This is a genomic window from Aestuariirhabdus litorea (assembly GCF_003864255.1).
Classification (GTDB): domain Bacteria; phylum Pseudomonadota; class Gammaproteobacteria; order Pseudomonadales; family Aestuariirhabdaceae; genus Aestuariirhabdus; species Aestuariirhabdus litorea.
Map to the genome: position 1 here is coordinate 1,024,711 of NZ_QWEZ01000001.1, position 21,742 is coordinate 1,046,452.

The 21,742-nt window shown below is 60.7% G+C and carries 21 protein-coding genes; 7 read left to right on the forward strand and 14 right to left on the reverse strand.

Going from position 1 to position 21,742, the window contains the following annotated elements; genetic code table 11:
* Positions 1-6: 6 nt before the first annotated feature.
* The gene (locus tag D0544_RS04855) at positions 7-1,014 is read right to left on the reverse strand and encodes an AraC family transcriptional regulator (RefSeq protein ID WP_125014868.1); all 1,008 of its coding nucleotides are present in this window, start codon (positions 1,012-1,014) and stop codon (positions 7-9) included.
* Between the two features lie 224 nt (positions 1,015-1,238).
* Between D0544_RS04855 and D0544_RS04860 the strand changes: the two genes are divergently transcribed.
* The 3 genes from D0544_RS04860 to D0544_RS04870 all read left to right on the forward strand — a co-directional run bounded on the left by D0544_RS04860 (position 1,239) and on the right by D0544_RS04870 (position 6,053).
* On the forward strand, positions 1,239-3,083 hold the full coding sequence (locus D0544_RS04860) for an asparagine synthase-related protein (RefSeq protein WP_125014869.1): 1,845 nt from the start codon (positions 1,239-1,241) through the stop codon (positions 3,081-3,083).
* 90 nt (positions 3,084-3,173) lie between these two features.
* Positions 3,174-4,868 carry an AMP-binding protein gene (locus D0544_RS04865; RefSeq protein WP_125014870.1) on the forward strand — a complete coding sequence of 565 codons (1,695 nt, stop codon included), beginning with the start codon at positions 3,174-3,176 and terminating at the stop codon, positions 4,866-4,868.
* A 3-nt stretch (positions 4,869-4,871) separates the two neighbouring features.
* Positions 4,872-6,053, forward strand: a complete 1,182-nt coding sequence (locus D0544_RS04870; protein ID WP_125014871.1) for a CaiB/BaiF CoA transferase family protein — start codon at positions 4,872-4,874, stop codon at positions 6,051-6,053.
* Positions 6,054-6,108: 55 nt separating this feature from the next.
* On the opposite strand, the gene D0544_RS04875 is transcribed toward D0544_RS04870, so the two are convergent.
* Positions 6,109-6,708, reverse strand: coding sequence for a hypothetical protein (locus tag D0544_RS04875; RefSeq protein ID WP_125014872.1), 600 nt, complete (start codon positions 6,706-6,708; stop codon positions 6,109-6,111).
* A 251-nt stretch (positions 6,709-6,959) separates the two neighbouring features.
* Positions 6,960-7,604 carry a YecA/YgfB family protein gene (locus D0544_RS04880; RefSeq protein ID WP_164880838.1) on the reverse strand — a complete coding sequence of 215 codons (645 nt, stop codon included), beginning with the start codon at positions 7,602-7,604 and terminating at the stop codon, positions 6,960-6,962.
* 138 nt (positions 7,605-7,742) lie between these two features.
* Between D0544_RS04880 and D0544_RS04885 the strand changes: the two genes are divergently transcribed.
* Positions 7,743-8,585: a glucosaminidase domain-containing protein gene (locus D0544_RS04885; RefSeq protein ID WP_125014874.1), complete on the forward strand. Its 843-nt coding sequence runs from the start codon at positions 7,743-7,745 to the stop codon at positions 8,583-8,585.
* Between the two features lie 60 nt (positions 8,586-8,645).
* On the opposite strand, the gene ttcA is transcribed toward D0544_RS04885, so the two are convergent.
* Complete coding sequence (gene ttcA, locus D0544_RS04890) at positions 8,646-9,593, reverse strand: tRNA 2-thiocytidine(32) synthetase TtcA (protein ID WP_125014875.1); 948 nt, start codon at positions 9,591-9,593, stop codon at positions 8,646-8,648.
* A gap of 104 nt (positions 9,594-9,697) precedes the next feature.
* On the opposite strand from ttcA, the gene D0544_RS04895 reads away from it, so the two are divergent.
* From D0544_RS04895 to D0544_RS04905, 3 genes are all read left to right on the forward strand, one after another.
* The gene (locus D0544_RS04895; RefSeq protein ID WP_125014876.1) at positions 9,698-10,372 is read left to right on the forward strand and encodes a DNA-3-methyladenine glycosylase I; all 675 of its coding nucleotides are present in this window, start codon (positions 9,698-9,700) and stop codon (positions 10,370-10,372) included.
* 135 nt (positions 10,373-10,507) lie between these two features.
* Complete coding sequence (locus tag D0544_RS04900; RefSeq protein ID WP_125014877.1) at positions 10,508-10,834, forward strand: TraR/DksA family transcriptional regulator; 327 nt, start codon at positions 10,508-10,510, stop codon at positions 10,832-10,834.
* Between the two features lie 17 nt (positions 10,835-10,851).
* Complete coding sequence (locus D0544_RS04905) at positions 10,852-11,346, forward strand: hypothetical protein (protein ID WP_125014878.1); 495 nt, start codon at positions 10,852-10,854, stop codon at positions 11,344-11,346.
* A gap of 7 nt (positions 11,347-11,353) precedes the next feature.
* Here the strand turns inward: D0544_RS04905 and D0544_RS04910 are convergent, their stop codons facing one another.
* The 10 genes from D0544_RS04910 to ccoG all read right to left on the reverse strand — a co-directional run bounded on the left by D0544_RS04910 (position 11,354) and on the right by ccoG (position 21,727).
* Entirely contained in the window at positions 11,354-12,505 is a 1,152-nt protein-coding gene (locus tag D0544_RS04910) for a glycerate kinase (protein ID WP_125014879.1), read from the reverse strand.
* Positions 12,506-12,574: 69 nt separating this feature from the next.
* Positions 12,575-13,051, reverse strand: coding sequence for a hypothetical protein (locus D0544_RS04915; protein ID WP_125014880.1), 477 nt, complete (start codon positions 13,049-13,051; stop codon positions 12,575-12,577).
* A gap of 230 nt (positions 13,052-13,281) precedes the next feature.
* The gene (locus D0544_RS04920; RefSeq protein ID WP_125014881.1) at positions 13,282-13,815 is read right to left on the reverse strand and encodes an adenine phosphoribosyltransferase; all 534 of its coding nucleotides are present in this window, start codon (positions 13,813-13,815) and stop codon (positions 13,282-13,284) included.
* Between the two features lie 19 nt (positions 13,816-13,834).
* Positions 13,835-14,596, reverse strand: a complete 762-nt coding sequence (gene fnr / locus D0544_RS04925) for a fumarate/nitrate reduction transcriptional regulator Fnr (RefSeq protein WP_125014882.1) — start codon at positions 14,594-14,596, stop codon at positions 13,835-13,837.
* Positions 14,597-14,757: 161 nt separating this feature from the next.
* Entirely contained in the window at positions 14,758-16,143 is a 1,386-nt protein-coding gene (gene hemN, locus D0544_RS04930) for an oxygen-independent coproporphyrinogen III oxidase (RefSeq protein ID WP_125014883.1), read from the reverse strand.
* 111 nt (positions 16,144-16,254) lie between these two features.
* Positions 16,255-16,962: a sulfite exporter TauE/SafE family protein gene (locus D0544_RS04935; protein ID WP_125014884.1), complete on the reverse strand. Its 708-nt coding sequence runs from the start codon at positions 16,960-16,962 to the stop codon at positions 16,255-16,257.
* Positions 16,955-17,188: a cbb3-type cytochrome oxidase assembly protein CcoS gene (gene ccoS / locus D0544_RS04940; protein WP_125014885.1), complete on the reverse strand. Its 234-nt coding sequence runs from the start codon at positions 17,186-17,188 to the stop codon at positions 16,955-16,957. Before ccoS ends, D0544_RS04935 begins: the two co-directional genes overlap by 8 nt.
* 12 nt (positions 17,189-17,200) lie before the next feature.
* Positions 17,201-19,612, reverse strand: a complete 2,412-nt coding sequence (locus tag D0544_RS04945) for a heavy metal translocating P-type ATPase (protein WP_125014886.1) — start codon at positions 19,610-19,612, stop codon at positions 17,201-17,203.
* A 74-nt stretch (positions 19,613-19,686) separates the two neighbouring features.
* Positions 19,687-20,241, reverse strand: coding sequence for a FixH family protein (locus tag D0544_RS04950; RefSeq protein ID WP_125014887.1), 555 nt, complete (start codon positions 20,239-20,241; stop codon positions 19,687-19,689).
* Positions 20,242-20,308: 67 nt separating this feature from the next.
* Positions 20,309-21,727: a cytochrome c oxidase accessory protein CcoG gene (ccoG, locus tag D0544_RS04955; RefSeq protein WP_125014888.1), complete on the reverse strand. Its 1,419-nt coding sequence runs from the start codon at positions 21,725-21,727 to the stop codon at positions 20,309-20,311.
* Between the last annotated feature and the right edge of the window lie 15 nt (positions 21,728-21,742).

The window sequence follows — 21,742 nt, forward strand, 5'->3', positions numbered from 1 at the left end:
GCAATATTATGAGTTCTCATCACTATCGCGGTAGGCGCCCGGCGTTACACCGGTCCACTTTTTGAATGCACGGTGAAAGGTGCTGGGTTCTGAAAAACCCACTTCATGGGCGATCTGGTTGATCGACAACTGGTTGCGCTCAAGGTGGTAGATGGCCGCATCACGACGGAGGTTGTCCTTGATCTCCTGGTAGGAGGTCCCCTCATCCCGCAGGCGACGCCTGAGGGTTTGTGGGGTCAGGTATAGACTCTGTGAAATCTGTTCAAAGTCGGGGAAAGGGCGGCTGAAATCCTTGCCCAGGCGGCTGCGGATAATACCGGTAATACTGTTGCCATAATCGGGCTTTGCCAGCAGTTGGGCGGGCGAGGTTTGGAGAAACTGTTTGAGGGTGCGCTCATCCTGCAGGATGGGAAGCTGCAGAAAAGAGGCCGGAAAAATCAATCGCGTAGCCTTGCGGCCAAAGTAGTGTGGGCAGGAGAACAGCTGCCGGTAGTCGGCGGCGTGGGCAGGCGCCTCATAGCCGAGCTCCACCGCCTCCAGCGGTATGCGTCGCCCGATCAGCCAGCTACTGAAACGGGACCAGATCACCAGCAGCGACTCGGACAAATAATGCAGGGGATCGGTCCGGGACTCTATATCCAGCTCAAGAACCGCTTGCTCCCCTTCGCGACCAAGCTGGAAGGTCGGGGCGCCGGGGAACAGCCCGTAGAAGCGACTGGCCCGACGCAGTGCTTGCTCAAGGGTGGTACAGTGGATGATCGCCAGGCTCATCATGGCAAAGGTGCCCTGCCGGCTGGGATGGGGGCCGAAGCCGCCAAATTCGTCATCCAGCTCCTGCCACAGGGTACGGACCAGGCGAGCATACTGGCTAGCGGTCACCCGTATCCCCCTCTCTGCCAGTAGTTCGGTAGGGAGCTGCGCCTTCTGCACAATACTCGCTGCCGATCGTCCTCGCCGCTCAGCCCCCGCCAGTAAAGCCATTACGAAATGGTGGGGGATGGTGTGATTTTGCATGCCCGATAAAGCCGTTGGTTGTTCTTGTCGATGGGCAGTGTGTACGCTTTCTGGAAGCTTGGCAACCGCGCCACCGGCCAGCGGTCGGGTTGAACTGCTCTGGCGTTTCCTGCTGAAGCGGGGAGCCCTTCGGCTGCTCGGCTATACTGAGCGCAAAACCTCAGTCAGGAAGATGGAATGTTGGTACAGGGGAAAGGGGTGGCAGGAGCGCTTGAGGTGCCCTGGTGAGCTGGCAGATAGCGGCGGCGGTGGCGCCAGGGCTGCCGCTGGGTGCGGGCGTACGCACTGAGCTGGAGGCGGCAGTCAATGCCTCGGGTACGAACTTGTGTGCGGTCCTGGAAGGATTTTTTGGATGCATAGCCTTGAGTTGGAGTCGCTGGAGAGCGGAGCCATTTGCCCGCCGCGATCGCCTGACCCTGGTGCTGATCGGGGATTGCTATGGCGAACAGGCGCTGACCGCCGACCAGCTATTGGAGCGTTATCTTATACAGGGCTCCGGGGCGTTGGAGGGATTGAATGGCCGTTATATGGTGTGGGTACTGGATGAACAGCACCAGCGGCTCGAGTTGATCGGTGACCCGCTTGGGTTGCGTAAACTCTATGTCACCGATCTAAAGGATTGCCGGCTGTTTTGCAGCCATCTGAGCGCCCTGCGCCATGTGAGGGCTTTTCATCCCCGGCTCGATCCCTACGGGGCGGCCCAGCTATTGATCACCAGCCATTTGTGTGACGAACACAGCCTGCTGGAGGGCGTACGCCTTATTGCCCCGGCAGCCCATCTGAGTTGGGGGCCCGAGGGCTATACCCAGCGCTGCTACTGGGCACCCTCCATCGACCCCACCCGTGGTGACCTGGAGGGGGGGGCTGAGGCATTACAGCCACTGCTGGAACACGCGCTACAGCGTCAGGTCGGGGAGAGTGACGAGCTGACACTGCCCCTTTCCGGTGGGTTGGATTCCCGTCTGCTGGCCGGGCTGTTGCCGGCGGCGCTGCGACCCATGACCCATAGTTTCAGTTACGGCCACGCCCACAGTTACGATCGGCGCATCGGCCGACGGGTGGCGAAAACGCTGGGGATTCGACACCAGCGGCTGGACCTGCCCGCGCGGCTTTACCAGCGTTATCAGGCGCAGGCATTAACCCTCGCTGATGGCGAAATCTCTATTGAGGCTTTCCCCCTGTTCCGCCTGCTGGAGGCGGGGGTTGAAGGAAGTACCCTGGTCAGTGGTTATGCGGGTGACTGGATCTCCTCCAAGAAACGACTTCACCCGCAGGAGGGCCGTGACCGCTCCCTGCAGTACCTGTGGCAAAAGCTTTACGTCAGAAAGGGGTTCAGCGCCCGGGATCTCGAGGCGGTGGTGGTTCACCCGCAGGTGCGAGAGGGTTATGAGCGCTTGCAACAGACCATGCTGGAGGCCTTTGACAGTGCCTGTGCCGACACCTTTGCCGACAAGGCGCAGCTGCTCGAGTTCTGGCACCGACAGCGGCGCTACGTCAGTTACCAGTTAAATGTGTTGGAAACTCGTTTTCGTGTCTGTGCTCCCCTGTGTGATTATGAGCTGGTGCGCAACTGGCTCAATATGCCCGCCCATTGGAAGGAGCAGCAACGGGCGTACCGCTCCCTGATCGAGCGTATCTCCCCAACCCTCGCGGCCCTGCCAGTGGCGGGGAGTAGCCGGCTGCAACCACTGCAGGCCGGCTCGGGTGGGGCACGGCTGGACCTGATCGGTGGCCTGCGCCAGCGGGTGCTCCAAAGCAATCTCTCCGAGGGGGCACGTTGGCGCCTGAACCTTCTGCTCAGGGGGGGGGGGCGCGGGCTGGTGGCGGCCAGCGGAGGCTGGCTGGGACCGCACAACCGGGGTCTGCTGGTGCACCATGACGAGGACATTCGCCAGGACACCGAGTGGTTTTTCAAGCGCCTGATGGACCCGCAAATGGCTGAGGGGATCTACAATCTGGATGCCCTGCGGCGTATGTGGGAGGAGCACCTGAGCGGCCGGCAGGACCACTCGGTCCGTTTCAACAACCTTATTGTACTCTCCGCTTTTCGTCGGTTTTGGTCGCTGTAACCCGCAACAGAAGGCTCTCTTCTTGCCAACCAAGCACTTGCTTGGTAAGTTGGCCTTCGCTGTTACACAAAAAAAATAAACGGAGGCAGCATGAGTCAGGCCGTTGTGGAGACCGGTGAGGGGCAGTCGGAGCCGTTACAGAGTTACAAGACCCCACTGGAGATGTTCTATCACTGGGAGCGCAGTTGTCCCGACCGGGTTTACCTGCGCCAGTCCACGGGTGAGGGCTTCCGTGAGCTGAGTTGGAAGGAGGTGGGCCAGCAGGCCCGAACCATGGCCAGTGCCCTTAAGGATAAAGGGTTTGAGCCGGGCGCCCGGATCGCGCTGCTGTCGAAAAACTGCGCCGAATGGCTGATTGCCGACCTCGCGATCATGCTGGCTGGTTACGTCAGTGTACCGCTTTACCCCTCCCAGCATGCCGATACCATCGCCTATACCCTGCACCATTGCGATGCCCGGGCGATCTTTGTCGGTCGCCTCGATGACTGGGATTCCATGGAGGCGGGGATACCCGGTACCCTGATTCGAATTGCCCTGCCTTACGAGACGATGCCGGCAGACCATCAATGGGACGACCTGCTGCGGCTCTATGAGCCGATGGAGGCATCCCCCTTACCCGACAGTGATGAGCTGATGACTATCGTCTACACCTCGGGTACCACCGGCAACCCCAAAGGGGTGATGCACAGTTTCGGTAACTTTGGCTTCGCCTGTACCCACGCGGTCAGCTTTTTACCCCTCAAGCAGAGCGATCACTTCTTCTCCTTCCTGCCGCTGTCTCACATTGCGGAGCGCTTTTTTGTGGAGGGCAATAGCCTCTACGCCGGTGCCCAGGTCTCCTTTCCCGCCTCACTGGAGAGCTTTGCCCAGGACCTGGTAGCGGTGCAGCCAACCATCTTCTTTGCGGTGCCCAGGTTATGGACCAAATTCCAGTTGGGCGTACTACAAAAGCTGCCACAGGCGCGCTTGAACCGCTTGCTGAGGATACCGATTCTGGGGTCTCTGGTTGCGCGTAAAATACGTACCCAGCTGGGGTTGTCGCGGGCACGGGTGGTGGTTTCAGGGGCTGCGCCCATCGCCATGGCATTGCTCGACTGGTACCAGCGCATCGGCATTCGCATCAGCGAGGGCTATGGCATGACCGAGAACATGGCCTACGGGGTGATCAACCTGCCTAAGCGTTACCGTCGTGGTACCCTCGGGCATATTCAGGTCATGCCCCACAACGAGGTGAAGATATCCGCTCAGGGGGAGATCCTGTTTCGCAGTCGCGCGTTGATGCTGGGCTACTACCTTGACCGGGAGAAAACCGATGAGGTGTTGCAGGGTGGGTTTTACCATACTGGCGACCAGGGTGAGATTGATGCCGATGGATTTTTGCGCATCACCGGCCGTATCAAGGACAGCTTTAAAACCTCGAAAGGGAAGTTTGTCTCGCCGGCGCCTATCGAGAGCCTGATCAGTGAAAACGAGTTGGTGGAACAGGTCTGCCTGGTCGGGCGCAGCCTGGCGCAGCCGGTGGCGGTGGTTGAGCTGTCGGAGATGGGTAATCAACAGCCCCGGGCGACGGTCGAGGCGCAGCTGGAAAAAACCCGCCAGGCGGTAAATCGACGGGTGGAGCATCATGAGCAGACCGATGCCCTGCTGATTGCCGCCGACCCCTGGACCATCGAAAATGGGATGATGACACCGACCCTGAAGATCAAACGTAACCGGGTGGAGGAGGTCTACCAGAGCTGGATCGAATCACCCCGTACCGGAACCGTAGAATGGGAGTCGCCGTAAACAATGAATGGAGCGTTAAAGGGCCTCAAGGTCCTCGATTTTTCAACCCTGTTACCCGGACCCTATGCCACCATGATGTTGGCCGACATGGGGGCCGATGTCTTGCGCATCGAGTCGCCGACCCGTCCCGACCTGGTGAAGCTGTTACCGCCGATGGATGCCGGAACCTCCACCGCTCATGCCTACCTTAACCGGGGTAAAGCCTCCCTGGCGCTGGACCTGAAACAGCCCGAGGCCGTTGAGGTCGTGAAGCGACTGGTGCTGGAGTACGATATTTTGGTGGAACAGTTCCGTCCCGGCGTTATGGCTCGCCTGGGGCTCGACTACGAAACCCTGCGCGCGATCAATCCGCGCCTCATCTACTGCTCGGTGACCGGCTACGGCCAGACCGGGCCCTATCGTGACCGTGCCGGTCATGACATCAATTACCTGGCTACCGCCGGGGTCAGCAGCTATACCGGCCGACGCGACACCGGACCTTGCCCGATCGGGGTCCAGGTAGCGGATGTCGGTGGCGGTAGTTTCCACGCGGTGATGGGGATTCTGGCGGCGGTGATCGAGCGTCAGGGCAGTGGTGAGGGGCAGTCCATCGATATCAGTATGACCGATGCCAGCTTTGCCATGAACGCCATGGCGGGGGCCGCTTGGCTGGGTGGCGGCGTCGAGGCGGAGCTGGAGAGCACCGCCCTCAATGGCGGTAGTTTCTACGACTACTACCGCACCCGCGATGGGCGCTATTTTGCGGTGGGTAGCCTGGAGCCGCAGTTTATGGCCCAGCTCTGCCAGGCGCTGGGATGCGAGGAGTTCGCCAGCCAGGGACTCTCACCCGACCCAAGGGTGCAGCAGCAGATCAAACAGCGCCTCTCGGAGGCCTTTGCCGACCAGGATTTCGCCTACTGGTGCGAGCGCTTTGCCGCCCTGGATGCCTGTGTAGAGCCGGTGTTGTCACTGGCGGAGGCGAGTCAGCATCCACAGCTGGTTGCCCGGGAGATGGTGGTGGAGGTCCCCCGGGAGGATGGTAGCCTGCAACCCCAGCCCGCCAGCCCACTGCGTTTTTCCCGCAGCCATTCCCGTCCCACGCGGGTAGGGGGGGCATTGGGAAGTGACGGTGGCCGGGTGCTGCGCTCGCTGGGCTATAGCGAGGCGGAGGTAGATGCGATGAAGGCGGCCCGTATCACCCTTTAACCGCCGGCTGGTGGTGCGGCAAAAAAAACGGCGCTGGCGCCGTTTTTTTTGGGGTTTATTCCTCCAGTCGGAGGTGACTGGTATCCGGGGGAGGGGGATCGTTGCGGGGTTCCGGGTCGACCAGGTTACCCTTCATCGGACGCAGTGAGAGGTGGCTGGTGTCGGGGGCTTCCGGGTCGTTGTGCTCGTAACTGTCCTGCATGTCAGCCCCGGTCGGAGCGATATCCCAACCAGGGGTCGCCACCTCCACCTGGGCGCTGGCCGTCCCCACCAAAGCCTGTGCCGGACGTGCTGCGGCTGATTCGGCGCGGGTGCCAAAGTCGGCGCGAGCAGGGGTAGGCTGTGGTCGTGTTTCGTTTGCAGAGACTGGGGGTTCGTCCACCGGCGCAGCGGCCAGGGGGTCTATCCACTCGCGACCGGTTGCCATATCAAACAGGTGACCCTTAACGCCCGCCTTGTTAAAGGCCTGCAGGTATTTTCGTCCCGCAGGGAGCTCCAGGTTGTTCTTGATGATCACCCGCTGGCCGGAAAAGAGACGATCCAACTGGGCCGCATTGGCCTTGAAGAGTTTTCCGAGATTCTCCCTTGCCTGGGCCGGATCGGCGCCGGCCACCAGTTCGCCACTAAAAGAGAGTTCGTACAGCATGGTTGACATGGTGGTGCGGAGTCCTTGGCTACCTGATCTCCTAAATTTACCCTATGTGGTTTCTCCCTGCCATTTCAATTTCCCCGCTTTCGCCTCTGCCGGTAAGGGGGTGTGACTGTCATCAAAACCTTGCCAATCGGAGATGGTTTCTTGGCAGGGTACCGGGATCGGGGTTGTAAGGTGTCGAGGATGATTCAATGGGGAGCGGGACGCTGTCTCCTGCAGCAGGGCAGGGGCGACCCCCGCCCCGGCCCTCATCACTAGCCGTTGCGGCGTTTGCCAGCGCTCTTTTTCCCGTTACGGGGGCTTCCTTTACTGGCTCCCCGAGCGGACTTGTCGAAACCTGGCTTCTCCTCCGGGGCCTGGTAAAGCAGATAAAGTTCGGTCAGCACCTGGGGCAGTTGTTGTGCCATATCTTCCACCAGCCCACGGTCGGCGGCCATCTCTGCAAACTCCTCGCTCTCCTCTTCGAGCAGTCCGGAGAGCACCAGCAAGGGCAGCAGCAGCTCACTGGCCAGTTGCTCATCGCGTTCATACCAGCGCTCCTCGTCCAGCAGGTGAGCCGCTACAAAGCCAATGCACCAGCTACGGAGGTCGGAGTCGTCAAGCGCCTCGTCGGCCTCCAGTGTGCAGGGCAGTAGCAGGTCGCTATCGGAGTATAGCGTGCGGTGAATGGCGGCTTTCAGGTTGACCAGCTCGTTACAGGCCTCGGAGCCCTCTGCAGAGTCCGGGATAGCGCCTCCAAACAGCTCGGCGAGCCATTGGGGGGGCTCCATCGCCTGGGGTCCGATGTTGAGAGCGGTGAGGAAGCCATGGGCTTCCATCAGGTCCAGCGCGTCTTCGGGAAGTTGCTCGGAGCCAAAAAAGGTTTCCAGCGCGGGGCTGAAGGGGCTGTCCTGGGTCATGCTCGGGTCCATTGCAGAAAAGCTGCATTGTAGTCGCTGGACCGCTGATGGGAAAGCGCTGCCCCTCACCAGCAAGACTTGATTAAGCTGTGCCGCGGTACCATATTGGGCTCTGTAAGGGAACGCACAGGGTGCTTGATGCAACAAGGTCTACGGGTATGTGTGATTGCGGTGGGTTGCTGGTGGGCGGCGACCACCTACTACGGTGCGCCGGAGGGGGTCTCTGGTGAGGGGGCGGTGTCCTCTTCGGCGTTGCTGGGGAAGCCGTTACCGGACTTCAACCAGATTGCCGATGTTGGTGAGAAGAAACGCCGATTTTTCGATTTTCTGTACCCCTTTATTGTCGAGCAGAACCGCCAGATAGCAGAGACACGCTCCAGGCTGTTGGCGTTGCGAGAGAAAGAGCCCAACGATCGGGAGCTGAGGTGGCTGAGCGACCTGGCCCGGAAGTACAGGGTGAACTGGGAGGTGGAAGAGGCGTCTGCTGTTCCGCCGCAGGTGATGGATGAGCTCTTGATGCGAGTCGACCAGATTCCACCCTCACTGGTGATGGCTCAGGCCGCCAACGAATCCGCCTGGGGAACCTCCCGTTTCGCACGTCAGGGTAACAATCTTTTTGGCCAGTGGTGCTTCAAGCCGGGGTGCGGAATCGTTCCTGCCTCCCGGCCCGAGGGTAAGTCCTACGAGGTGAGGCGTTTTAAATCGGTAGCGGGATCGGTGGCGGGCTACTTCCACAATATCAATAGCCAACCCAGTTATCATGAGCTGCGCGAGCTGCGGCGCGGTTTTCGGCGGGTGGGGCGAGGTCACGAAGCGAGCGAGTGGTTGGCGGAGGGGCTGCTCGCCTACTCCTCACGCGGGGAGGATTACGTGCGAGAGATCCAGGCGATGATCCGCACTAATCAGCTGGCCGAGTATGACTACGGTGTTCTGGGGAGCACCGGGGTGGCCCGCAAAGACGCCGACAGCAAAGAGGGGTAGAGCCTACCCCCGCTTTGGGGCGCCTGCCTGCTGCCGTTGGGGAGACTGCCCCATGGGCCCCTATACGTTAACGATTTTGACCATGGCTGCCGGATCCCGCTGCTCGGAGGACTCTGCGCTGCCCATGAACTGAGCGGGGAGCTCTGGCGCGTCGAAAGCGGTGTCGCCGTCGGCGAAGGCACCCTCCTGGGTCTGCAGGCTCGCAAAATCAAACAGCCCGGTATCGGCCATATGGGAGGGCACAATGTTCTGCATGGCCGTAAACATGCTTTCAATGCGCCCGGGGAAACGTCGGTCCCAGTCGTTGAGCATCTGCTTGATTGCCTGGCGCTGCAGGTTCTCCTGGGAGCCGCAGAGATTGCAGGGAATGATAGGGAAGTTCTTGAGCTGCGCGTAGCGAATCAGGTCCTTCTCCGGGCAATAGGCCAGGGGTCGAATCACCATCTGCTGGCCATCGTCGCTCACCAGTTTGGGAGGCATGCCTTTCATCTTGCCGCCGTAGAACATGTTGAGTAGCAGGGTTTCCAGAATATCGTCGCGGTGGTGACCGAGGGCAATCTTGGTCGCTCCCAGCTCGGTGGCCGTGCGGTAGAGAATGCCGCGGCGTAAGCGTGAGCAGAGGGCACAGGTGGTTTTCCCCTCCGGTACCTTCTCCTTGACGATGCTGTAGGTGTCCTCTTCGACAATCCGGTACTCAACGCCCAGCGACTCGAGGTAGTTGGGTAGCACCTCGGCGGGAAATCCCGGTTGCTTCTGGTCCAGGTTGACCGCCACAATGTCGAAGTTGACCGGCGCGTATTGCTGCAGGTTACGCAGGATGTCGAGCATCACGAAGCTGTCCTTGCCTCCCGACAGGCAGCACATAACGCGGTCGCCGTCGGCGATCATATTAAAGTCTGCGATGGCACGGCCGACGTAACGGCGAAGGCGCTTGTGCAGCTTGTTCTGGTTGACGCTCTTGGCGCTCTCTTCGCTGGGAACAGGGGAACTGGAGGGGGCGATGGACATAGTGAAGTTAGGGGCCTGCAGGCCGGTCTGCTCAAAAGGGCGGCTATTATAGCGGAAGCCCCCTGTACTGGTAAGGGCGCGTAGCGGCGTTTGGAGGGAAGTGTATGGAGCGGTTTGAGCGAATTCGAGAGCGGGCCCTTGAGCGCTGGGGGGAGGGAGAGCTGGTGCAGCGACTTCCTCGGGTGTCGACCGATGACGAGCTGGTCTCGCTCAGCGACAGCGATTACCTCTCGGCCATCACCCGGCGCATCTTCCGCGCCGGGCTGAAGCACTCATTGGTTGACAGCAAATGGCCGGCCTTTGAGGAGGCATTATGGGGCTTCAAGCCGGAAGCGCTGGCGCTGCTGAGTGAGGAGCAGATTGACCAGTTGATGCAGAACCGCGACCTTATTCGCCATAGGGGCAAGCTGCGGACTGTTCCCGTTAATGCCCAGATGGTGCTGGATATTGCCGCGGAGCACGGCAGCGTAGGACGATTTCTGGCCCAGTGGCCCTGCAACGATATTACCGGGCTGTGGCGCTGGCTGGCCAAGCGGGGGGCTCACCTGGGGGGCAGCTCGGGCGCGGCTTTTCTGCGCATGGTGGGCAAGGATACCTTTATGCTCTCGAATGATGTGGTGACGGCCCTTAAAGCCCAGGGTGTGGTCGACAAGGCGCCCACTAGCCAGCGTGACCTGGCGCTGGTGCAGCAGGCATTTAATGGCTGGCAGGCCCAGTGTGGGCGCCCCCTGAGCGAGATCAGTATGACACTCGCCTGCAGTGTGGCGTCGCCCCGTTGATCTGTATCAAGCGTTGCGGGTGACAGGGAAACTACACTGGTGGACTGTGGTCCAATGTTATATCTATGCTGCTCAGCTGGTATAAAAGTCTCTGGGTGACCGCAGCAAAAACCCCTTTAATGATCAGGAGAGTCCATGAAGTACTCACAGGTGCGTGAAGATCTGCTCAAAAAACAGCGGGAGCTGGAGGATCGCCTCGGGCGCATTGACCAGCACCTGACCAAACCTGGCAACCAGGATTGGTCAGAGCAGGCACAGGAACGGGAAAATGATGAGGTGTTGGAGGCGATTGGCCAGGAGGCGGCCCTCGAGTTGCGCAGCATCAAGCTGGCGTTGCGTCGTATGGATGAGGATGAATATGAGCTGTGCGACAGCTGCGGTGAAACCATCCCTGAAGCACGATTGAAGGCGATGCCCTTTACGCGCCATTGCATCCGCTGTGCGGAGCGCCTACAGGGCTAACGGCCGGGAGGTACCCCATGAATGCCCGTTTTCTCCTGCTGCTGGTGACCCTGTGCTGGAGTGGGTGGAGCCTGGCTGCGGACAGCTATGTGATCGACTTCGTCCTCAGTTACGATGGCAAGCAGGAGACCTATCAGTACCGTAACCGCTTCAATCAGCCCTACAGAGCCTTTTCGGGACGCGAGGTCAGTTACGTCAAGAGTGCTGAAAGCGGGGTCAGTAATGGCACCCTGATCACCAATTTGACCTCCGACAGCCTGGATGACGGGTTCCGGGTCAGTTTTACGCTGAGTAACCCTGCCTTTGATATGCGCCAGTTGGCCAACCTGGAGTACCAGGTGGCCCGCTCGCAGCTCATTGCCCTCGATACCCAGCCGAGCGGTATCCAGGTACCTGAAACCCGGGTGATGGCGGCGCAGGGCATCATCAATATCAAGCCCGGGGAGATGACCCTGATCCATGAGGACCTGAATGCCGGGTTCCGGATCGAGGCCCGCTTTACACCCCAGTAAGCCGGGATTAGCTCTCCTTAGCCAGGCGCCAGAGGCGGATCAGCTGCCCGACACAGCGTTCCAGCAGCTGCGGTGCCTGTGACATGGCCGCTTCCAGAGAGCAGGCTCCGGGGACGATGCTGTGGATGCTACCGATCCCTTCGCTGTGGGTGCGCTCGGCCCCTTCGCCTATGTTTCCCACCACGGCAATCACCGGTATTTCGCGCACCGCGGCCAGGCGGGCAACGCCCACGGGCAGCTTTCCCTCCAGGGTTTGGCTGTTGATCTCTCCTTCACCGGTGATGATCAGGTCATACCGCTCCCGCTCAAGACGCTCCTCCAGCCCCAGTGCATCGGCGATGATCGGGAAGCCCGGCTTTAGCGTCGCGCCCAGGGCCGCGGTGAGTCCTGCGCCCAGGCCTCCGGCTGCCCCGCAGCCGGGCTGATCAAAGAGGGCCGCAGGAAGGTGGCAGTCACGGCAGGCCACGGTGACAAAGCGCTCGAGCGCCGATTCCAGTTCCGCCATCTGCTCCGGGCCGGCCCCTTTCTGGGGGGCATAGACCGCAGTGGCGCCATTGCGACCGAGCAGGGGGTTGGCCACATCGCAGGCGATCTCAAGGCGAGCCCCCTGCAGGCGAGGGTCCAGCCCTTTGAGGTCGATCTGGTTAAGGGTCAGCAGGCCTTTGGCCCCCGCGCCGATGGGCTTGCCTTCGGCATCGAGCAGGAGCGCCCCCAGGGCACTGAGGGCGCCGGCACCGGCATCGTGGGTAGCACTGCCGCCGATTCCCAGAATCAGGTGGGTGCAGCCCCTCGACAGGGCATCTCGCATCAGTTCGCCGGTGCCAAAAGTGGTCGTGAGCATGGGGTCGCGCCGTTTGGGTGGCACCAGCGGAAGCCCCGAGGCGCTGGCCATCTCGATAACTGCGGTGGTGCCATCCCCGAGGATGCCGTAGCTGGCCTCAACCGGGTCACCCAGGGGGCCGGTTACCTCGAGCCTGATGCGCTCTCCCTGGGTGTTGGCAATCAGGGCATCGACGGTGCCCTCGCCCCCATCGGCCAGGGGGCAGCTGTGAACGATCGCCGAGGGTAATTGAGCCAGTATCGCCCGTCGGGCGATGGTACAAAACTCAGCGGCGCTAAGGGAGCCTTTGAAGGAGTCGGGGGCAAGCAGGATTTTCATAAAACGGGGCCTTGGGAGTCAGACCCCTTTTTATCAGTATCCGGCGCCTAAGGCTACGGTGCTGACCCGTTACGCGGCTCGTGTTAAGGGGTAGTGCTTTACAAAGCGAGCCCCGTCGGGGTCGGTTGGGTGGTAGTAGTGCCACCAGATATCGGCCAGGGCCTGGGTGTTGGATGCCTCAACCCCCGTCAGGTCGGCACCGCAACGCAGGTAGTTAAACCAGGCGATCGCCGTGGCGTAGGTGAGGTTAAAAACCAGCTCCTGGTGGGGCTGTTGCAAAAAGTGACGCTGGCTTGCGAGCCCCCGGGTGCGGCTGGCGAGGTCTGGATAGTGCACCAGGTAATCGTCCCATACCTGTTGGTGCACCTGCGGTGAAATGCGGTAGAGACCCAGTCCGCCCTCTTTGCCGTAGAGCTGCTCCCCCAGGTTGCTCTCGGCGGCGGCAGTGCCCAGTAACAGCCGCTGGGCCGCAGCGGTGTAATAACCACACTCGGTCAAAGTGGGTTGAATAATATGCAGGCCGAGCTGCTCGGCATCAATTCCCATCGGTTCACCCCCCAGTGTCCCTATGAAGCCTGCCGTCGATGATTGATTGCCAAAGTTAGCAGGTAAATTTGATTCTAGACACAAAACATCCGCCTAACAGCCTGTTTTTGATTGTTTTTTCTTTTTTTTTGGAATCTTTGGCTATGGGTGTTGCAGGGGCTTAGCTGATTTGACTATTTACAGGCTAAAGGGGGAAAGGGTGCCCCGCTGCAGAGGGGCGCCCTCAGGAATTAGAATGCGCAGAGGGTGTAGGTGGGTATGCCAAGGTCCTGCAGGCGCTGGCTACCGCCGAGATCGGGCAGATCGATAATCGCGGCCGCTTCGTAGATGGTCGCTTGCAGCGCCTTCACCAGGGAGGCGGCGGCGCACAGAGTGCCGCCGGTGGCGATCAGGTCATCCAGCAACAGTACGCTGGCGCCTGCCGGGATGGCGTCCTTATGAACTTCCAGTACCGCCTGTCCATACTCGATATCGTATGCCTGCTGCAGGGTATCGGAGGGGAGTTTGCCCTGTTTGCGAAACAGTACCAGGGGCTTGTTCAACTCGTAGGCCAGCACTGAGCCCAGCAGGAAGCCCCGCGCATCGAGGGCGCCGATGTGGGTGATCTCGGTTTCGACGTAGCGCTGGATCAGGCTATCGGCCACCATACGCTGGGCCTTGGGGGAGAGGTAAACAGGGGTGATGTCGCGAAAGGTGACCCCCGGTTTAGGCCAGTCCTGAATGGGGCGAACCAGGGATTTAATATAGTATTCATCAAAGATCATTGCGGGTCCTTGAGGGCTATCAGTGCGACTGAGCGGTGTCCTTGGGCTTATCGACCAGGCGACCGCCGGCCAGGGCGCACAAGCGCTCCGAGTCGAGGATGTTGATATCCTTGCCGTTGGCTTCGATCAGGCCGCTGCGCTGAAAACGGGTAAAGACGCGGCTAACGGTTTCTACCGCAAGCCCCAGGTAGTTACCCATCTCGTTGCGGGACATCGACAGCCGGAACGCATGGGAGGAGTAACCGCGGCGACGGAAGCGTGCCGACAGGTTGACCAGGAAGGTGGCGATGCGTTCGTCCGCGTTTTTCTTGCTGAGCAGCAGCATCATCTGCTGGTCGTCACGGATGCGACGGCTCATCAGTAGCATCAGTTGCTTCTGCAACTGGGGCAGCTTGTCCGACAGCTCGTCAAGCTTCTCGAACGGGATCTCGCACACCATGGTGGTTTCCATGGCCTGGGAGGAGACAGGGTATGTGTCTCCGTCCATACCGCTCAGGCCCAAAATTTCACTGGGCAACTGGAAACCGGTGATCTGCTCCTCTCCCTCATTGGTTGAGGTATAGGTTTTGAGGGCGCCGGACCGAACGGCGTAGATGGAGGTAAAAGGGTCTCCCTCAAGAAACAGGTGTTCCCCTTTCTTCAGGGGGCGTCCCCGCTTGATGATGTCATCCAACTGGTCGATTTCGTCGATGGCCAGGGCAATGGGCAGGCAGAGCGAGCTCAGGCTGCATTCCTTGCAGGCCACGGAATTTACGTGCTTAACGGTGAGTTTTGAGCTCATGGATGGCAACAAGCCCCTTCATTGTGTCAGGTTGGCAGTCATTGTAGGGGAAATCAGGCATAAAACAAAACCCTACTGCAGAGACAGGCTGCAGAAGAGCGGGAGTGGGCGGGAAGGGGGAGTGTTCGTACCTCCGCCACAGAGGTACGAACATGAAGGGGTTAGATCACCTTGGAGAAGCGCCCCTTATTGCTCTCCTGTCCCAGATAGTGATCGAACTGCATACAGATATTGCGGATCAGAAGGCGGCCGCGGCCGGTCACTTCGATGCCGTTCTGGTCCAGTGCGACCAGCCCATCCTCCGCCATCGGCTGCAACTGCTGAAGCTCCTTGGCAAAGTAGTCGGCAAAGTTGATGTTCCAGCGCGCTTCGATGCTTGAGAAGTCGAGCTCAAAGTGGCAGATCAGCTGTGAGATGACGGCCTGGCGAATAAAATCGTCCTGATTCATCTCTAGGCCACGCTTGATGGCGAACTCACCGTTTTCGATGCGGTTCATGTACATCTTGATGTCGGCGTGGTTCTGGCTGTAGGCGCCATTGACCTGGCTGATAGAGGAAACCCCCATGCCGACGAGGTCGCAATGGGCGTGGGTGGTGTAGCCCTGGAAGTTACGGTGCAGGGTGCCCGACTCCTGGGCAATCGCCAGCTCGTCATCGGGACGGGCGAAATGATCCATGCCGATGTAGACATAGCCCGCCTCGAGCAGCCGCTCGGTGGTGTTTTGCATGATCGCCAGCTTCTCAGCGGACGAGGGCAGGTCTTCGGCATTGATCCGCCGCTGGGGCATAAAGCGCTCGGGAAGGTGGGCATAGTTAAACACCGACAGCCGGTCGGGAGCGATCTCGATGACCCGCTCCAGTGTCTTCATGAAGCTGGCTTCGGTCTGGAAGGGCAGGCCGTAGATGAGGTCGATATTGATCGACTGGAACTGCAGGGTACGGGCTGCGTCGATGATCGCCATGGTGGCCTCTTCGGACTGCTCCCGATTGACTGCTTTCTGCACTTTGCGGTCAAGGTCCTGCACCCCGAGGCTGCAGCGGTTAAAGCCCATCTCGCGCAGGGCATTCATGGTGGACCAGTCAGCCTCACGGGGGTCGATCTCGATGGAGAAATCCCCCTCGCTCTCATCCACCAGGTTGAAGTGCTGGCGGGTTTTGGCCATCAAAGCCTGCATCTGCTCGATGCTGAGGAAGGTGGGGGTGCCGCCGCCCCAATGCAGCTGTTCGACGATCTGCTGGTTGCTGAACAGCTCCGCCTGCATCTCGATTTCGCGGTGCAGCAACTCCAGGTAGGGGATCGCCTTGGTGCGATCCTTGGTGATCACTTTGTTGCAACCGCAGTAGTAGCAAACGTGGGTGCAGAAGGGCAGGTGAAAGTAGAGTGACAGGGGGGTGTTTTTCTCGACACTCTTGGCCGCCGCGGCACGGTATTCGTTAATGCTGAACAGTTCGTGGAACTGGACGGCCGTGGGGTATGAGGTGTAACGGGGACCGGCGCCTTCGTAGCGCTTGATCAGGTCAAGGTCCCAAACCAGCTTGTTGCTCATTGAATATCCACTTTCAGTCGTTAGTGTCACAGGGTCTACGACGAGCCATATCGCCGCTTTGGATCAGACGTAAAGTCTAATCAGGGGTTCCGTCGAATGCGTTGACTCTCATCAAGTGCCGGCGGCCAGAGGCTGAAACAGCTGCATCAACCACTGTTGATGGCCCCCCGGAAGGGTCCATAACCCGAATAGTATCACCAGCATACCAGCCAGTCCCCGCGTTGTCCGGTTCCGCATCACATCGCCGAGGCGCGAGGAGAGGATTCCCGCGCCCAGCATCAGGGGCAGGGTTCCGCTGCCAAAGGCCAGCATCAACTGGGCGGCATCGAGGGCACTGCCCTGGGTCGCGGCCCAGATCAGGGTACTGTAGACCAGGCCGCAGGGTAACCACCCCCACAGCAGGCCGAGCAGCAGGGCGGGCCCTGCGCTCTGCACCGGCAGCAGGCGGCTGGCATAGGGTTGCAGGGGTTTCCACAGCAGGGCTCCTGCGCGCTCAACCATCACCAGTCCCCGCCACCAGTTGGCGAGGTAGAGCCCCATGGCAATCAACATCACCCCGGCCAGGGTACGCATGCCGGTCACCACCAGGCTGCCCTGTTGCTGCAGTGCCCAGCCGAGGCTTCCCATCAGGGCGCCGGCCAGGCTGTAACTGAGGATACGGCCGAGGTTGTAGCTGAGCAGGAGGGGCAGCAGTCGGCCCTTGCCCGGTGCCATTCCCGAGCTGAGGGCGGCCATGATCCCGCCACACATCCCAACGCAGTGGGCGCCGCCAAACAGTCCCAGGGTAAAAGCCGTTAACAGCAGGTAGAGGTCAGTCACCGTGCTTGGGGCTCTCTGTGGTGGGATTCTCTGACGTAGGGTTCTTTTGCTCCTGGGACTGGTCGCCGCTGGATGGCTTTTGCGGGAGTTCCTCGTCGAAGAGGATGCTGTGGGCGGGCCCTTCAAGGTCGTCGAACTGCCCGTTGTCTACGGCCCAGAAAAAGATCCATACGCCGAGGGCAACAAACAGCAGGGCGATCGGGATCAGCAGGTAGATCGATTCCACGGGGGGACTCCCTTAACGATTGGATGGGATGGCTCGCCCCAGGCGCAGGGCGTTACCCACCACCACCAGTGAGCTGGTCGCCATGCCGATGGCTGCCATCCAGGGGGCAAGCAGGCCGCTGGCCGCCAGCGGCAGGGCTAACAGATTATACCCCAGTGCCCAGGCGATGTTCTGGCGAATGATGGCGCGGGTTTTCGCTGCAATATGCAGGGCATCGGTAAGCTGGTTGAGGTCGCCGGACATCAGCACCATGTCGGCATTGGTCTTGGCCAGGTCGGAGGCTCCCCCCATGGCAATTGAGATATCGGCGGCCGCCAGCACCGGTACGTCATTGATACCGTCGCCTACCATCAATACACGGGCACCCGCTTTTTGCAGTGCCTGTAGGTGGTCGAGCTTGATATCCGGGGTTGCAGCCGCCAGGGAAAGGTCGGTGTTAAGCTGGCTGGCCATCGCATCCACCACCGGCGCGGCGTCTCCGCTGACCAGCTCTACCCGGTAGCCCTGCTGTTGCAGGCGGGCGACGGTGTCAGCCGCTTCGGGGCGCAGCTGGTCGTTGAGACGAAACCAGCACAGGGGAGCTTCGTTATGGGCCAGTAGCAGCCACTGTCCCTCCGCCTTTGGGGTTGCAAGGGGGGCGCCGGGCAGGGCAAAGCCGGGTTTGCCCAGGCGGTAGCGCTGGCCGTTGATGACGCCCTCGACCCCCTCTCCGGTAAGATGCCGCAGCTGCTCCGCTGCCGGGAGCTCGGGACGCTGAAACACCCGCGCGATGGGATGTTCCGACTGTGCCTCCAGGCGCGCGGCCAGGGCCAGGCACTGTTCGGGATCCCGCTCTCCCAGCAGGACGACCTCCTCCAGAGTCAGTTTGCCCCGGGTCAGGGTGCCGGTTTTGTCGAACAGGATGTGGGTAATGCTGTTCAGGGACTCCAGCACATGGCCACGGGTGACCAGCAGCCCACGGCCGTGGAGAAACCCGGTAGCGGCTGTCAGGGCGGTGGGGGTTGCCAGCGAGAGGGCACAGGGACAGGTCACCACCAGAACCGACAGGGTGATCCAGAATGCATCGCTGGGGGCGTGTTGGTACCAGAAGCCAAACACCAGGGCGGCCGTCACCAGTACTGCCGCCACAAACCAGCTGGCGACCCGGTCGGCGATACGGGCGGCCCTGGGTTTCTCCTGCTGAGCCCGGTCGAGCAGGCGCACAATGGCGGACAGGCGGGTCTCGGTACCAATGTTGCTGACCTCGATCAGCAGGCTGTTCTCGGCATTGGCGCTACCGGCGATGACCCGGTCTCCAGCCTCCTTGCGGATCGGCATATACTCGCCGGTTAGCGCCGACTCATCGACACTGCTGCACCCCTCCAGCACAAGACCATCGGCGGGAATGTTCTGGCCCGGTCCCACCCGAACCCGATCACCCACCTCCAGTTCGCCGATGGCAATGCGTTCCTCGCTACCGTCGCTCACCCGCACCGCGCTGGCCGGAAGCAGGCTGAGCAGGGCGTTGCCGCTGCGGTTGGTGCGGTGGCGCGCGCGCATCTCCAGGAAACGACCCAGCAGCAGCAGGAAGGTAAACATACAGACCGAGTCGAAGTAGACCTCCCCGCCGCCGAACAGCATGGCCCAGCTGCTGGCCAGGTAAGCGCCGCCAATGGCGATCGAGACCGGCACATCCATGCTCAGGTGGCGGGTCTTCATGTCGCGCCAGGTGGCCTCAAAAAAGGGGCGGGCAGCGTAGAGCACCACCGGGGTGGCAACGACGAAACTGACCCAGCGCAAAAAGTCTCGGTGCACCGTCTCCATCCCCTGCATAGCGCCGGCATAGAGGGCAATGGCGTACATCATCACCTGCATCATGCCGATGCCGCTGACCGCGAGGCGACGAATGGCAAGCCGGTTTTCGCGACGTACGATGGTGTCCTGCTGGTTCGGCAGGTAGGGGTGGGGGCGGTAACCAATGCTGGCGATCCGCTCCAGGAGCTGGCTCAGTTTTAGTTGGTCGGGATGCCAGCGTATGTTGGCCTGGTGGGTACTGAGATTGACCGATGCCGACTCCACCGCATCGAACTGTTTCAGCTGCTGTTCCAGCAGCCACACACAGGCCGCGCAGGTAATCCCCTCAATGATGAGTGTCGCCTGCAGGGTGCCATCGGCGTGGTGGTGCACAAAGCCCCTTTGCAATGAGGGTTGATCGTAGAGTTGCAGCTCTTCGCGGTAGCTGTCGGCGACCGGCTCGGGGGTGACTGCCAGCTTGGAGCGGTAGCGGTAGTAGTTGCCCAGCCCCCCCTGGTCAATCGCCTCAGCCACGACTTTGCAGCCGATGCAGCACATCGGCTTGATCTCGCCCGCCAGAGTGGCCTCGAAGCGGGGGCCACTGCGGATAGCCTCGCCGCAGTGGTAACAGTGAGTTGTGCCCTCGGCCATGGTCAAAAGGCACCTTTATGCATAAGGGTTAAACATGATCGAGCCACCTGCGATCGACGCTGGCGCCACCTGCCTCAGGAGCCCGCGTGGCCCATGATAAAGCGGCTGCCCGCTTCGATCTGCTGTTGGGACTCGATCAGCCACCCCTCTTCGGAGGGCTTAAAGGAGTCCTGCGCCTCAATGGTCTCAAGGTGGAGGTAACGACGCCCGCTGATCTGGCTCTCAAGCTGGCCGATATAGCGGCCGGGCGCGATCTGCTTCATATCCAGGATCTGGTCCTGACTGGCCAGGGTGGGGGAGAGGAAGCTCAGGCGCAGGGTCTCAGGCATCTGCTGCTCCCGGCTGCTCAGTTGCAGTGCCACCTCGCCGGTGAGCTCGTCGATGCTGATCGCGGCGGCGACCTCCAGCTCCTCGGCGCGCAGGTTGCGGGCCAGTACTTCGTTGATCGCTTTGCCATCGCGATAGTACTCATCCTTCACCAGGCTGTCCTGGTGGGTGAATGCCACGATGACCATGGTGGTGCCCAGGCAGATGGAGGCCAGCGGGATACCAAATACGAACCAGAACCAGCCCTGGCGATACCAGGGGGCAACGGTTTCATCGGTGGGGTGTGGGATCGTCTTGCTCATTGGGTACGGCTCGTTAGGGGTAGCCCTGGGGAAGGGCTACCGGTTTGTAGTGGGGTGGGCTGGAGGCTCACAGCTGGGTAGGGCCGATAAAGCGGCTCTCCTGAATGCCTCCGACCCTTTCATCATCGACGGAGCGCACCTCAAACTGGATATTGGTGGTGCGGGTTTTGATCTGCCGGGGATCGGCCTGCAGGCGAACGGGAACCGAGGCGACATCACCGGAATGGACCAGCACGACCTCCTCACCCTCATAACTGAGCCCCTCAAGGCCGCTGGCGGTGATCTGGAAGTGGTGATCCCGGCCATCCATGTTGGCGATCTTCAGGGTGTAGACGTTCTCGATCATACCCTGGTTGGTTTCGCTGAAGAGGCTGTTGCGGTCACGCAGCACCTCCATCGACAGCGGAATCCGGGTATTGAGGGTGTAGACCACCATGCCGATCATGATCAGCAGCACCGCCAGGTAGCCGAGCAGGCGGGGGCGAAGGATCTTGGTTTTGCCCCCCTCGAGATTGTGCTCAGTGGTGTAGCTGATCAGGCCCCGGGGGTAACCCATCTTATCCATAATCTCGTCGCAGCCATCGATACAGGCGGCGCAGCCGATGCACTCGTATTGCAGTCCGTCACGAATGTCGATACCCACCGGGCATACGTGGACACAGACCTTACAGTCGATACAGTCGCCCAGCCCTTCGGCCTTGTAATCGGCCTCTTTGCGGCGGGGGCCTCGGGTTTCACCCCGGGCGGGATCGTAGGAGACGATCAGGGTGTCCTGGTCAAACATCACCGACTGGAAGCGGGCGTAGGGGCACATGTAGATGCACACCTGCTCGCGCAGGAAGCCGGCATTGACGTAGGTACAAACCGTGAAGAACAGAATCCAGAAGGTCGCCCAGGCGCCGACCTCAAGGCTCAGCAGGTTGGGCACCAGTTCGCGAATCGGGGTGAAATAACCGACAAAGGTGACCCCGGTGGCGAAAGCGATGAACAACCAGATGGCGTGCTTGGCACTTTTGCGTAGCAGTTTGCCGGCGCTCACCGGCTCCTGGTCGAGCTTGATGCGGCGGTTGCGCTCGCCTTCAGTGACCCGCTCGGCCCACATGTAGATCCAGGTGTAGACGCTTTGGGGGCAGGTGTAGCCACACCAGATACGGCCGGCCAGCACCGTGATAAAGAAGAGGCCAAAGGCGCAAATAATCAGCAGCCAGGAGAGCAGCATAAAGTCCTGGGGCCAGAAGGTAGTGCCGAACAGGTGAAACTTGCGGGCGGGCAGGTCCCACAGAATAATCTGCTGTCCCTCCCAGTTGACCCAGGCGAAGCCAAAATAGAGCAGAAACAGGAACCAGCCACCGGCAAGGCGCAGGTTACGGTAAATCCCTTTGAATGAGCGTGTGTAGATCTGCTCCCTTTTTTGGTAAAGATCCACTACCTCAATGGTTTCGACGGGATTATTACCAGGTTCCTTGGGGTCTACAGGTGTGTTCATCAGAACTCCAGACGA

Excerpts from the sequence above, each read along its gene's own strand:
- D0544_RS04855 (WP_125014868.1), bottom strand. The coding sequence starts at position 1,014 with ATGCAAAATCACACCATCCCCCACCATTTCGTAATGGCTTTACTGGCG.
- D0544_RS04865 (WP_125014870.1), top strand. The coding sequence starts at position 3,174 with ATGAGTCAGGCCGTTGTGGAGACCGGTGAGGGGCAGTCGGAGCCGTTA.
- D0544_RS04870 (WP_125014871.1), top strand. The coding sequence starts at position 4,872 with ATGAATGGAGCGTTAAAGGGCCTCAAGGTCCTCGATTTTTCAACCCTG.
- D0544_RS04875 (WP_125014872.1), bottom strand. The coding sequence starts at position 6,708 with ATGTCAACCATGCTGTACGAACTCTCTTTTAGTGGCGAACTGGTGGCC.
- D0544_RS04880 (WP_164880838.1), bottom strand. The coding sequence starts at position 7,604 with ATGACCCAGGACAGCCCCTTCAGCCCCGCGCTGGAAACCTTTTTTGGC.
- D0544_RS04885 (WP_125014874.1), top strand. The coding sequence starts at position 7,743 with ATGCAACAAGGTCTACGGGTATGTGTGATTGCGGTGGGTTGCTGGTGG.
- ttcA (WP_125014875.1), bottom strand. The coding sequence starts at position 9,593 with ATGTCCATCGCCCCCTCCAGTTCCCCTGTTCCCAGCGAAGAGAGCGCC.
- D0544_RS04895 (WP_125014876.1), top strand. The coding sequence starts at position 9,698 with ATGGAGCGGTTTGAGCGAATTCGAGAGCGGGCCCTTGAGCGCTGGGGG.
- D0544_RS04900 (WP_125014877.1), top strand. The coding sequence starts at position 10,508 with ATGAAGTACTCACAGGTGCGTGAAGATCTGCTCAAAAAACAGCGGGAG.
- D0544_RS04905 (WP_125014878.1), top strand. The coding sequence starts at position 10,852 with ATGAATGCCCGTTTTCTCCTGCTGCTGGTGACCCTGTGCTGGAGTGGG.
- D0544_RS04910 (WP_125014879.1), bottom strand. The coding sequence starts at position 12,505 with ATGAAAATCCTGCTTGCCCCCGACTCCTTCAAAGGCTCCCTTAGCGCC.
- D0544_RS04915 (WP_125014880.1), bottom strand. The coding sequence starts at position 13,051 with ATGGGAATTGATGCCGAGCAGCTCGGCCTGCATATTATTCAACCCACT.
- D0544_RS04920 (WP_125014881.1), bottom strand. The coding sequence starts at position 13,815 with ATGATCTTTGATGAATACTATATTAAATCCCTGGTTCGCCCCATTCAG.
- fnr (WP_125014882.1), bottom strand. The coding sequence starts at position 14,596 with ATGAGCTCAAAACTCACCGTTAAGCACGTAAATTCCGTGGCCTGCAAG.
- hemN (WP_125014883.1), bottom strand. The coding sequence starts at position 16,143 with ATGAGCAACAAGCTGGTTTGGGACCTTGACCTGATCAAGCGCTACGAA.
- D0544_RS04945 (WP_125014886.1), bottom strand. The coding sequence starts at position 19,612 with ATGGCCGAGGGCACAACTCACTGTTACCACTGCGGCGAGGCTATCCGC.
- D0544_RS04950 (WP_125014887.1), bottom strand. The coding sequence starts at position 20,241 with ATGAGCAAGACGATCCCACACCCCACCGATGAAACCGTTGCCCCCTGG.
- ccoG (WP_125014888.1), bottom strand. The coding sequence starts at position 21,727 with ATGAACACACCTGTAGACCCCAAGGAACCTGGTAATAATCCCGTCGAA.